The sequence below is a fragment of the Bradyrhizobium sp. HKCCYLRH3099 genome, assembly GCF_051167855.1.
GTDB lineage: Bacteria > Pseudomonadota > Alphaproteobacteria > Rhizobiales > Xanthobacteraceae > Bradyrhizobium.
The window spans coordinates 534,721-546,107 of sequence record NZ_JBNPTW010000001.1 but is presented as its reverse complement, the minus strand read 5'-3'; the positions used below and the strand labels follow the sequence as shown (position 1 = coordinate 546,107).

The 11,387-nt window shown below is 67.6% G+C and carries 11 protein-coding genes, 1 tRNA gene and 1 pseudogene; 7 read left to right on the top strand and 6 right to left on the bottom strand.

Features of this window, described 5'->3' with window-relative positions; all coding sequences use genetic code 11:
* Positions 1 to 7 precede the first annotated feature (7 nt).
* Positions 8 to 1,411: a methyl-accepting chemotaxis protein gene (locus ACQR1Y_RS02645; RefSeq protein WP_434875521.1), complete on the bottom strand. Its 1,404-nt coding sequence runs from the start codon at positions 1,409 to 1,411 to the stop codon at positions 8 to 10.
* Positions 1,412 to 1,592: 181 nt separating this feature from the next.
* Between ACQR1Y_RS02645 and ACQR1Y_RS02640 the strand changes: the two genes are divergently transcribed.
* From ACQR1Y_RS02640 to ACQR1Y_RS02630, 3 genes and pseudogenes are all read left to right on the top strand, one after another.
* Complete coding sequence (locus tag ACQR1Y_RS02640) at positions 1,593 to 1,922, top strand: ArsR/SmtB family transcription factor (RefSeq protein ID WP_434875522.1); 330 nt, start codon at positions 1,593 to 1,595, stop codon at positions 1,920 to 1,922.
* Positions 1,915 to 2,394: pseudogene (locus ACQR1Y_RS02635) on the top strand (SRPBCC family protein). The gene ACQR1Y_RS02640 and the pseudogene ACQR1Y_RS02635 overlap by 8 nt, the downstream one beginning before the upstream one ends.
* Before the next feature lie 30 nt (positions 2,395 to 2,424).
* The gene (locus ACQR1Y_RS02630; RefSeq protein ID WP_434875523.1) at positions 2,425 to 3,084 is read left to right on the top strand and encodes a glutathione S-transferase family protein; all 660 of its coding nucleotides are present in this window, start codon (positions 2,425 to 2,427) and stop codon (positions 3,082 to 3,084) included.
* A 26-nt stretch (positions 3,085 to 3,110) separates the two neighbouring features.
* On the opposite strand, the gene ACQR1Y_RS02625 is transcribed toward ACQR1Y_RS02630, so the two are convergent.
* Positions 3,111 to 3,842, bottom strand: coding sequence for an SDR family NAD(P)-dependent oxidoreductase (locus ACQR1Y_RS02625; RefSeq protein ID WP_434875524.1), 732 nt, complete (start codon positions 3,840 to 3,842; stop codon positions 3,111 to 3,113).
* A gap of 133 nt (positions 3,843 to 3,975) precedes the next feature.
* Positions 3,976 to 4,062, bottom strand: a tRNA-Leu gene (locus tag ACQR1Y_RS02620).
* A gap of 320 nt (positions 4,063 to 4,382) precedes the next feature.
* Here ACQR1Y_RS02620 and ACQR1Y_RS02615 point away from each other — a divergent pair.
* Complete coding sequence (locus tag ACQR1Y_RS02615) at positions 4,383 to 4,850, top strand: hypothetical protein (protein ID WP_434858588.1); 468 nt, start codon at positions 4,383 to 4,385, stop codon at positions 4,848 to 4,850.
* A 10-nt stretch (positions 4,851 to 4,860) separates the two neighbouring features.
* Here the strand turns inward: ACQR1Y_RS02615 and ACQR1Y_RS02610 are convergent, their stop codons facing one another.
* Positions 4,861 to 6,060 (bottom strand): FAD-dependent monooxygenase, encoded by a 1,200-nt coding sequence (locus tag ACQR1Y_RS02610; protein ID WP_434858589.1) that lies wholly within the window; start codon positions 6,058 to 6,060, stop codon positions 4,861 to 4,863.
* Between the two features lie 10 nt (positions 6,061 to 6,070).
* Positions 6,071 to 6,313 (bottom strand): zinc-finger domain-containing protein, encoded by a 243-nt coding sequence (locus ACQR1Y_RS02605; protein WP_434858590.1) that lies wholly within the window; start codon positions 6,311 to 6,313, stop codon positions 6,071 to 6,073.
* A 293-nt stretch (positions 6,314 to 6,606) separates the two neighbouring features.
* Here ACQR1Y_RS02605 and ACQR1Y_RS02600 point away from each other — a divergent pair, with 293 nt between their 5' ends.
* Entirely contained in the window at positions 6,607 to 7,758 is a 1,152-nt protein-coding gene (locus tag ACQR1Y_RS02600; protein WP_434875525.1) for a hypothetical protein, read from the top strand.
* A 43-nt stretch (positions 7,759 to 7,801) separates the two neighbouring features.
* Positions 7,802 to 8,551 carry an alpha/beta fold hydrolase gene (locus ACQR1Y_RS02595; protein ID WP_434875526.1) on the top strand — a complete coding sequence of 250 codons (750 nt, stop codon included), beginning with the start codon at positions 7,802 to 7,804 and terminating at the stop codon, positions 8,549 to 8,551.
* Between the two features lie 122 nt (positions 8,552 to 8,673).
* On the opposite strand, the gene ACQR1Y_RS02590 is transcribed toward ACQR1Y_RS02595, so the two are convergent.
* On the bottom strand, positions 8,674 to 9,879 hold the full coding sequence (locus tag ACQR1Y_RS02590; RefSeq protein WP_434875621.1) for a hypothetical protein: 1,206 nt from the start codon (positions 9,877 to 9,879) through the stop codon (positions 8,674 to 8,676).
* Positions 9,880 to 10,478: 599 nt separating this feature from the next.
* On the opposite strand from ACQR1Y_RS02590, the gene cysE reads away from it, so the two are divergent.
* A complete protein-coding gene (gene cysE, locus ACQR1Y_RS02585; protein WP_434858594.1) occupies positions 10,479 to 11,306 on the top strand; it encodes a serine O-acetyltransferase in 828 nt (275 codons plus the stop codon).
* Positions 11,307 to 11,387 lie beyond the last annotated feature (81 nt).

Genomic DNA, 11,387 nt, shown 5'->3' with positions numbered 1-11,387 from the left:
TGCGCCGTTACTCCTTGATCTGATCGAGCGCCGCCAGCACCTCGCTGGAGGCCACCTCGACCTTGCCGATCTCGTTGAGCGCCTCGTCGATACGTCCAGAGCTGAACAGGCGTGCGGCCTCCTTGCCGTGGCGATGCACGGCTTCGTGCGGCCGCTCGAGCCGGCGAAACGCGGGATCGCCGGCGAGACGCTGGCCGCCTTCGCCATAGTACCATTTGCCCAGCCGGCAATTGTGATGGTCCGAGAGCTCGTCGGCCCGCAGCTGCAGCCGTCCGACGGACATGTCGACCAGCCGCTTCTTCCAGATCACGTGATCGGCCTTGGCCAGGCGCACGACCTGGTTGTCGAGCGAGAGCTTGGACATCTCGGCCAGCATCTTGCCGACCTTCGCGTCGGTCTTGCCCATGGTGTCGGCAAGCGACATCACCTCATTCGCGTTGGCCGTCGCGAGATCGGCGATGATGGTGATGCCCTGCGCGACCTCGTCGGTCGCCGCGGTCTGCTCGGTGAGAATGCCGGAGATCTCGTCCATCTTGCTGCTGACCATGGCCGTGCGGCTGCCGGCCTGATCGATCGTCTGCGCCAGATCATTCATCTCGGTCATGCCAACCTCGACCGCCTTGGCGCCGCCGGCCATGGCCTCGACGATGCCGCTCATCTCCGCCTGCAGCCGTTCGATGCGGCCCTTGATGTCTTCGGTCGCCTTGGTCGTCTGCTGCGACAGGTTCTTCACCTCGGCGGCGACGACGGCAAAACCCTTGCCGAACTCGCCGGCCCGCGCCGCCTCGATGGTGGCATTGAGCGCCAGCAGATTGGTCTGGTTGGCGATGGCATCGATGGTGCCGACGATCGAGCCGATCTCGGCGGAGGCGGCGCTGAGGTCGGCGATCTTCGCCGACGTGTCGCGCACCGAGCTCGCGATGCCGTTCATCGTCTGCAGCGTCCGGCGCACCGCGGTCACGCTGTTTTCGACCGCCTGGCGCGTGGCAGCGGCCTCGGCTGCGGCTTCGGTCGATGTCGAGCGGATGGTGTGCACGGAGGCCTGCATCTGGACCGACGCCGAGGCGAGGCTCTGGCAGCGCTCGGACTGATTGTTGGAGGCGCCGATCAGGCGGGCGGCGCTGATCGAGGCCTCATTGCTGTTGATGCAGAGGTCGACCACTGCGTCGAGATCCTGAGAGGCGCGGCCGGCGAGCGTCGTGCCGAGGCGGTGGATGGCCTCGATCAGCTCCGGCTTGAGTTTGGCGCGCAGCGCTGCTGCATCGACGTCGGCGACATCGCGGTCGAGCTTGCCCCCGGCCCAGTCGTCGAGGCACTGCGCGAGAGCGGCTTGAAACGCCTCGTGTGCGGCCACGTCGAAAGCGGGCGGGGCGTCCCGATGATCGGTCTTGCGGCTGCGGAATCCAAGCATCGTGCCCCTCACATGGCGCCGGCCAGCCCGAGCCATGTCGCCGAGTCGAATGGTGGCAGCCGCTGTTCCAGCTTTGGGCGGTCATGGTTAACAGGCGGTTTCTTCTGCAACCGGCGGTAGCGAGGTGCGTCGCGTGGAGATCTCCCTTGACCCATTCGTAAGTCGTGGCTTACGGTAAGTCATGGCTTACGAAACGGCATTGGCAGTCCTGGCTGATCCGACGCGGCGGCAGGTGTTCGAGCGCCTGCGCGGCGGACCGTCGCCCGTCAACGTCATCGCGGCGGGGCTGCCGGTGTCGCGGCCCGCGGTGTCGCAGCATCTGAAGGTGTTGCGTGACGCCGGCCTCGTCGAGGAGCGCAGCGAAGGTGTGCGGCGGATCTATTCGCTGCGGCGGGAAGGGCTGAGCGAGCTGCGCGACTGGCTCGACGGCTTCTGGGATGACGCGCTGCTCGCCTTCAAGATCGAGGCGGAGAGCTCGCATCGAAAAATGAAAGGGAAGGCGGATGAGTGAGCGGGGCGTGATCGCGCCGGTGGAGAAGCAGGTTCGCGTGCGCGCGCCGATTGATCATGCCTTCGCCGTCTTCACCAGCGGGCTGACGCGCTGGTGGCCACACACGCATGGCGTCGGCGGCAAGCCGATCGCAAAGGTCCTGCTGTAGCCGAAGCTTGGCGGTCGCTGGCGCGAGATCGCCGAGGACGGCACGGAGGTCTCGGTCGCCACCATCATTCTGTGGGAGCCGCCGCATCGTTTCGTGATGCTGTGGCAGGTCGATGCGCAATGGCGGCCTGATGTTGCGATGCGCTCGGAGGTCGACGTGCAGTTCTTCGCCGAGGGACCGGACATCACGCGCGTCGAGCTGCTGCACCACAAGTTCGAGACCATGGGCGAGGCGGCCGGCGCGTCGATGCGGCGGGATGTCGATGGCGGTTGGCCCGGCCTGCTGCAGCGCTTTCTGGCCGAAGCCGAGAGCAACCGCTCCTAAGTCCAATCATTCATCAGGGGGGAAGTCGTCATGTCCGAGGTCGTCGTTCATTCCGTGCCGGGAAGCCCGTTCGGGCGCAGCGTGCTGGCGACGCTGGAAGAGAAAGGCGCGCCGTATCGTCTCGCCCCTCTGGGACCTGGCGACTCCAAGTCGGCAGCCCATCTCGCGCGTCATCCGTTCGGCCGTGTGCCGGCGATCGAGCATGACGGCTTCGCGCTGTACGAGACGCAGGCGATCCTGCGCTATCTCGACCGCGTGCTGCCCGAGCCTGCGCTGACGCCGGCCGACGCGAAGCGCGCGGCGCGCATGGACCAGGTGATGAATATCAGCGACTGGTACCTGTTCCAGGGCGTCTGCAACGTCATCATTTTCCAGCGCATCGTCGGCCCGCAGTTCTTCGGCACGGCCACCGACCAGGCCGCGATCGAGCGGGCGATGCCGCAGGCGCGGGCCGTCATCGCGGAGCTGTCGCGTCTGCTCGGCGAGCATCCGTTCATGGTGGGCGAGCAATTGTCGCTCGCCGATCTGCAAGCAGGACCGCAGGCGAGCTTCCTCGCCCTGACCCCGGAATGGGCGGAGCTGACCGAGCCCCATGCCAATCTCGCCGCCTGGGTCGACCGGCTGGAGGCGCGGCCAAGCTTCAAGGCCACGACACGGGCCCGGCTGACGGAGCAGGCGAAGGTGGCTTAGGCGGGACAGACCGTCCGCGGTCGCGATCACCAGCCGAGCGGCTGGCCGTCGCGTAAGAAGCCGCCGGTCGGTCCGTCGTTGCCCAGCAGCGCCGCCCAGACGACGCCGGATGCGCCCTCGGCCACGGGGCGTGCGCCCATCGCCGCGCCGCCCTCGAACGTCGCGGTGAACCCCGGACACACCGCGTTGACGCGGAGCGACGGGTTCTCCCTTGCGAGCTTCACCGTCAGCGCGTTCAGGGCTGCCTTGGCGATGCCATAGGACGCGGGCATCGGCGCCGGCGTCGCCAGGCCGAACTCCGGATCGGCGTGCGAGCCGGCACCGCTCGAGACGTTGACGAGCCGGCCGTGGGCGCTGCTCCGCAAGAGCGGCAGGAAGATCTGCGCGACCGACCAGGCGCCGAACAGCGTGCTCTCGAAGTTGGCACGGACCTCCGTGAGGTCAGCGGACGAGGCGGTCTCGTCGTAGCTCCCCAGGGTCGCGGCGTTGTTGATCAGAATGTCGATCCGGCCGAACCGCTCGTCCAGCAGCGCCGCGACCTTGCCCGTGGCATCGGTGTCGGTGATGTCCATGACGTGCCCCTCGGCCGCGATGCCCGCTGCGGTCAGCTCGGCCGCGCGGGCCTTGGCATCCTCGGCCTTGCGCGCTGTCAGGACGATATGATGGCCGCGCTGCCCGAGCTGCCGCGCCACCTCGAACCCGATCCCCGTCGCGCGCCCGGCACCCGTGATCAGGGCAATGGAAGTTGCTGCGCTCATCATCACCTCGCTGTCGGATGCGTGGGGGGACACTCGCAAAGCGGAACGCTGCCGACGTCGGCTCGGATCGATGTTTGGGCCGCTGAGCTTTTTGATCGACGGCGAGATTTTGTCGCCAAGGACTGTCGCGCCTTGGTGCGGACGGTGGGACTCGAACCCACACGACGTTGCCATCGAGGGATTTTAAGTCCCTTGCGTCTACCGATTCCGCCACGTCCGCGTTTGACATCAGAGACTTGGCGCAGGATCCGGCGAGGCGGAACGAGCTCTGCGGGGGGCTCTGACGTTCATGCTCTGCTTAAGCCAGGGCAACCGCCTTGGTAAAGCCTCAATCCGGCCGTCACCACCTGCTTGAACTGCGTCCGAGTTCAAGCGAGCTGCCAGCTCCGAGGCATGACGTCCTGCAAGACATGGACGAGGTGGCTGTTGTAAGGCACGGATGCATCACGGGAAACGATTCTGGCCCAGCGCCGCCGGTCAGGGACATTCTCGGCGCGTGAGCGCGGCGATGTCTTGAGACCACTGCATGATCGAGGCTGCATGACCACCGACTGCCACCGTTCACGCCTTCAACGTCTCGCCGTCCTCGCGGGACTGCTCGCCGGCGGATCGCTGCTCTCGGGCTGCGCGGGCATGAGCGACAGCGTCTCCACGGCTTTCGCGGACCCGGCCAAATACGAGCTCTACGATTGCAAGCAGCTCGAAGCCGAGCGCAAATCCCTGGCCACCCGCACCGCCGAGCTGCAGGGGCTGATGGCCAAGGCCGAGACCGGGGCCGGCGGCGCCGTCGTCGCCGAGGTCGCCTATCGCAACGACTACATCGCCGTGCGCGGCCAGTCGCAGTTTGCCGAGGAGGCCTGGCGCAAGAACAAATGCGTGGAAACGCCGCCGCAGCCGGTTGCCGCCAAGCCCGGCAAGCCGGCGAAGCCCGCGCGCGCGATGCGGCCGATGGCCTCGTCGAATTCGGCCGCCCCCTCGACGCTGCCGCGGGACGGCTCGGTCTACTGAACCTCCGCCGTCACGGACGCCAGCCGTAGATCCAGTTCTGCCGGGCCGACAGCCGCTGCGGCCCGAGCGCCTGGATGCTGATATCGCGGGCGAGCGCCAGCGGCCCGGTCATGTGATAGATCCGGCCCTGTTGACGGGCGGTGCGCTGGACGCGGCCGACGCGCGGCCGGCGCAGCTTGGCGTAGCGCTTCAGCGCCGCGGGGATCGCGCCGGGTCCGTCGGAGCGCGCCTCGGCCAGGCTGTTCGCGAGCACCACCGCATCCTCGATCGCCATGCCCGCGCCCTGCGCCGCGAACGGCAGCATGGCGTGGGCCGCATCACCGAGCAGGGCGACGCTGCCCTCGGTCCATTCGATGCCCTCGGGCACCGCGAACAGCGCCCATTTGCGCCAGCCGTCCACGGCATTGAGCAGCAGCCGCGCCGTCGAAGGCCAGCGCGGCGACCCGAACACTGCCTTCAACTCGGCCGGATCGCCCTCGGAACTCCAACCCGGCCGGTTCCAGGTGCCCGGCACCACCGCGACGACGTTCACCTGGCGGCCCGCGGCAATCGGATAGGCGACAAGATGCGCGCCCGGGCCCATCCAGAGCTGGACCCGCGCCGCGGTGAACTCGCGCGGCAGCTGCCGGGCGTCGAGCGTTCCGCGCCAGGCGATCAGCCCGGAGAATTCGGCGCCGATGTTGGGAAACAGATGATGGCGGACCGCCGACCAGACACCGTCGGCGCCGATCAGCGCCAGCGCGACGTCCTGGCGGCGCTCATTGCCGCGGCGATGGACGACCGTCAGGCCGCGGGTATGCGCGGTGACATCCTCGAACTGGCATCCGAGGCGCAGTTCGACGTCCGGATGCGCCATGACCTCGGCCGCGAGCGCAGCCTGCAGATCGGCGCGGTGGATCACCCAATAGGGCGCACCGGCCGCCTGGCTTGCGGCCTCGCCGAGCGGCAGGCGCGCGACTTCGCCGCCGGCGCGCGCGCTCATGATGCTCACGGCCTCCGGCACCACGGCGCGCGCGGTGAGCCGCGGCTCCAGGCCGAGATCGATCAGGATGCGGCTGGCATTCGGCGACAGCTGCAGGCCCGCGCCGACCTCTTCGAGCCGCTCGGCCTTTTCCAGCACGACGACGCGGAAGCCCTTCGCGGCGAGCGCGAGCGCGGCCGTCAGGCCGCCGATCCCGGCTCCCGCCACATAGACGGTACGCAGTGTCACGTTACGCCGATCAGGCGACGTCCTTCAGCACGCATTCCGGCGGCCGCGCCTCGCCGGCGGCGAGATCCGGCGCATGGCGGTACAGCGTCGAGCAATAGGGGCAGATGATCTCTTTGTCGTTGCCGAGATCGAGGAACACATGCGGGTGATCGAACGGCGGATTGGCGCCCACGCACATGAACTCATGCGAGCCGATCTCGATGACGGGGACACCGGCATCGTTGTGGAAATGCGGGACGATGTTATCGGCCATCGGGTTCACCTCGAGGGGCAGCGGGAGTGTAGACGGTCAGCACGACGGCGTAGCACCAGCGGCGGTCGCACGGCCGCGCGCGTCGAAAACGGCGCGACCATACTGAGCCTTAAGGCCAATTCCTAGTGTTGGGAACCCGCGTCTGGTGCAACGCACGCCGTTATGTTCTGGCCTGTGGATTCGACACAAAGCGGGGCCTTCCGAGAAGCCCTTCTTTCGTCGGGGCCGTTGTGTCCCGGACCGGGCATCCTATGTTTGTCGGCAGTGTCGGCGCGCGAAAACGTGAAGGCGACGTGATCCCTCAGCGAATCAAACCGGGAATCGTCCTGGCCGTGGCCGGGCTGCTCGCCAGTGCCGCGGTCGGCGCGGCGTGGTGGCCGCATGCCTATCGTGCCGGCGCCGTGATTGCGGCGCAGGAGGATCCGGCACGGCTGTCGGACCTGCAGATCGCAGTACTGCTCAAAAGCGATTCGGCGCTCGTTGCGCGCCAGATCGAGGAGGCGCTCGCGGCCGGCGATCCCGATCTCGCGGAAAGTTTCGTCGCGCTGGCGCGTGAGCATCGAGTTGCGCTCGATGCGGCGCTGGTCCAGCGGGTGAGCGACGCGGTGGCCGCCGAGAAGGCTCCGACCGCGGTCGCGATGCGGTTCGCGACCGGCCTCGTCACGGGCCAGGCGGATGACGTGGCGAGCCTGTCGGGCACGGTAGCCGGCGATCTGTTCGTGTTCGGCGACATCCGCGACGCCGTCCGCGAAGGCAAGCATCTGGTGATGGGCGAGGAGACCGACCGGCTCGTGCTCGGGCTTGCGACCGCAGGTCTTGCCGTGACCGCGGCGACCTATGTCTCCGCCGGTGGCGCGGCGCCGGTCCGGGCCGGTCTGACCCTGGTCAAGGATGCGCGGAAGGTCGGCCGGCTCGGCGAGGGACTCGCCGCGTGGGCCGGGCGGTCGGCGCGCGAGGTGGTCGACGCGCCGCTGCTGCAGCAGGCCGTCGCATCAGGCTCGGTGCTGCGGCCGGGCGAGACCGCGACCGCGATCCGAGCCGCGTTCCGCGCCGAGAAGGCCGGTGCGTTGATCCGGCTCGGCAAGGATGTCGGCCGCATCACCGAGAAGGCCGGCACCCGCGGCGCACTTGATTCGCTCAAGCTCGCCGAAGGCCCAAAGGACGTCGCCCGCGCCGCCCGCCTGGCCGAGGCCAAGGGTGGACAGACCCGCGCCATCCTGAAGCTGCTCGGGCGCGGCGCGCTGCTGCTGACCGCCGGCGCGTTCAATCTCGCGCTCTGGCTGTTCGGCGCGCTGATGTCGCTGTTCGGCTTCGTCGCGTCGTTGAAGGCGACCACGGAGCGCGCGACGCAGGCCTGGATCGACCGCGGCAAGCGGCGGCGTCTGCGCCGGATGCAGGCGGCCGCGGCACGCGCCGAACTGGTCGCGCCGGCGGCCTGCGGCTAGACTGCGGCCGCACTGACCCTCATTGCACATTCCGGGATAAGCGATGCCGAGCTTCCACAACGGCGCAGTTGAAATCGCCTTCATCGACGAGGGGGAGGGCGATCCGATCGTGCTCGTCCACGGCTTCGCCTCGACCAAGAACGTCAACTGGATCTATCCCGGTTGGACTACGGAGCTGCGCAAGGCCGGCCGCCGCGTGATCGCGCTCGACAATCGCGGCCATGGCGACTCCGCCAAGCTGTACGATCCGAAGCAGTATGCGATCGCCGAGATGGCGAGCGACGTCACCGCGCTGATGGATCATCTCGGCCTCTCCAGCGCCGACGTGATGGGCTACTCGCTTGGCGGCCGCATCGCCGCGCATATCGCGCTGACCACGCCGGAGCGGCTGCGCTCGGCGATCTTCGGCGGCATCGGCATGGCGATGATTGAGGGCGGTGGTCCCGGCGAGAACGTCGCGGCCGCGCTCGAGGCGCCCTCGATCGACGAGGTTACCGATCCCGTGGGCCGCACCTTCCGCGCCTTCGCCGACCAGACGCGCTCGGACCGGCTCGCGCTCGCCGCCTGCATGCGCGGCTCGCGCGGCTTGATCACGCGCCAAGACGCCGGCCGGATCGCGGTGCCGGTGCTGGTCGCGGTGGGCACGACCGACGAGGTGTCGGGCTCGGGGCCGGAGCTCGGTGCGCTGATTCCCGGCGCCGAGGTGCTCGACATTCCCAACCGCGACCACATGCGCGCCGTCGGCGACAAGGTCTACAAGGCCGGGGTGATCGATTTTCTTTCGCGGCGGTGACGTTTAGAAGCGCTTTTCCTTCGGCTTGCTCCGTCATTGCGAGCGCAGCGAAGCAATCCAGAGTCCCATCCGAGCTCTGGATTGCTTCGCTGCGCTCGTAATGACGCGGGGTGAGAGGCGGACTACGGCACGCCTGACGCCGCCGCGTCAGAGCGTTCGCCCGCAAACCACTTGGCCACGGCAATCAGCGCCGTGAACGTCGCGATCCACACCAGCCGGGCGCCATAGCGGTCGTGCGGGCCGGAGATGACGCCGCAGATCACGGCATTGCCGAACAGCGCGATCGTCACCGTGACGGCGAGCAGGGTGATGTCGTCGCGACGCCGACGCCAGATCGCGTGCGCGGCGATCGCCGCCACCGCCAGCATCGAGCCGAGCGCGACCGGCACGTGCAGCCAGTTCACGACGGCGAAATTGATCTCCCAATGCTGCTGATGCGCGGCGCGCATCTGCTTCACCTGCGAGGGGATGTAGCGTTCGATGATCCCATAGGTGTGCGGCACCCAGCCGCTGGTGCCTTCGCCGGTCGCCACATGCATCAGCTGATCGGCGGTGGCCACGGCCGCCGCCTTCGCCTGCCACAAGGGATAGGCGGCGAGCGACCGCTTCACGATGAAGCCCATCTCCTCGTTCATGCCCTCGAAGCGGCCGAGCTTGTTGAACATGCTGTTGCCCCACAGGAAGTCATCGGCGGTGGGCGGCAGCTCGTTGCGATAGGGGCAGAGCTTGAGTTTTTCCTTCGCGCAATGGTCCTTCAGATATTGCGCGACGATACCATCCTGCAGCATGCGGCCGAAGGCGACGCCGGTGCCGCCCGGCGTCCACGCCAGCTGGCCGGACAGGGCAAAATTGGCCGCCAGCAGCATGGCCGCGCTGGCCACGATGGTCATGCTGGCCTGCACCAGGCCGGAGAGCGCGATCTGCCGCCGCATCCAGGGATAGGCGATCCAGCCGACGCAGCAGAGCCCGAACAGCACGCCCAGCGTGGCGCTATGCGTCGCCGAGGCGAAGGCGACGAAGCCGAACAGCGCCGCCTTTTCCAGCACCGTGGTCCGGCGCGCCTGGGTGACCATGATGTACAGCGCCAGCACCGAGAGGCCGGCGAAGATGTCCGTCAGCAGCATGCTGGCGAGCCAGGGCAGGGCCGTGGTCAGGATCAGCAGCAGGCCGATCCACAACAGCCGCAGCGGCTGCGCCAGTCCGAGCGCGCGCAAAGTGAGCTGCAGGATCCACAAGGTCGCCAGCGCCTGCAGGCCGAGATTGAGCCAGAAGCTCGAGCCTTCGCCCCAATGCAAATAGAGGCCGAACACGGTCGAGCGGCTCGGCACCAGATAGCCTTCGTACCAGCGCGCAAGATAGCCGCCGGTGTCCCACTGCAGCAGCGGGTATCCGTTCCACAGCGCGGGCGCGACCAGGAAGAGGGGGATGACGATGACCGGGAGCCAAGCCGTTCCGGCCTCGGCAGCGCGTTCGTCCAGGATCTGAGCGTTACTGATGCCTGCGTCCCCCGTTCGGAGCACCATGGCCAAAACATGGTCAAGGCGATATTCATCAATAGACGCAGCGTGATGGATGGTAAAGCCGAACCCGTGATCGCGCGGGGGACAGCCGGCTTTCGACGCCGTGTGGTTCCTTTTTGCCGCGCTCCCGGTACCCCGCGGCCGATCGACCTGATTTTTCGTCCGGATCGGCGCGGTTCATTCCGAGCGATGGCGCTTGATTTCCGGTTCCTGCTGCCCACCTTGATCCGGCCGGGCCACAGGGGGGCGGGCGGCGGAACCGTCGCGTAACGGAAATGTCTCAATCCCGTGCTCTCTGGGACCAAGGCTGGATGGAATGGACGATCGAGCTCTCACGCAGCCTGCAGAGGACATCATTCCATGCCCCGTGCTATAATGCCTGCCCACTGAACGTGCGAGAAGCAGCCATGGTGATGCATCAGACCAGTCCGCAGGGCGGAAAGCTGGCGACGCTCGATCCGATCTGGGATCGGATCCGCCACGAAGCGGAGGAAATCGTCCGCCGCGAGCCCGAACTCGCGACCTTCATTTATTCGACGGTGTTGCATCACAGCCGGCTCGAGGACTCGGTCGTCCACCGCGTCGCCGATCGCCTCGATCATTCCGCGCTGTCGGGCGACCTGATCCGCCAGACCTTCAATGACGCGCTACGCGACGAGCCGGATCTCGGCCACGCGTTCCGCGCCGATCTCGTGGCGGTCTACGACCGCGATCCCGCGACCTCGCGCTTCATCGATCCCTTGCTCTATTTCAAGGGCTTCCATGCGCTGCAGACGCACCGCCTCGCGCATTGGCTGCATCGCAAGAGCCGCAAGGACTTCGCGTTCTACCTGCAGAGCCGATCGTCGGCGGTGTTCCAGACCGACATCAATCCGGCGGCGCGGATCGGCCGCGGCATCTTCCTCGATCATGCCACCGGCTTCGTCTGCGGCGAGACCGCCATCATCGAGGACAATGTCTCCATCCTGCACGGCGTCACGCTCGGTGGCACCGGCAAGGAGAACGAGGATCGTCACCCGAAGATTCGTCACGGCGTCCTGATCGGCGCCGGCGCCAAGGTGCTCGGCAACATCGAGGTCGGTCACTGCGCGCGCATCGCAGCGGGATCGGTGGTCGTGAAGCCGGTGCCGAACAACGTCACCGTCGCGGGCGTGCCGGCGAAGATCGTCGGCGAGGCCGGCTGCGCCGAGCCGTCGCGCACCATGGACCAGATGATCAACGCCATCGGCATTTGAACGCGGACGCGCTTCCGCGATCGCGAAGTCAAGACCTTCTCATCCAGGGAATTTCGTGCCAACACATGGCGGTCTGTGGAT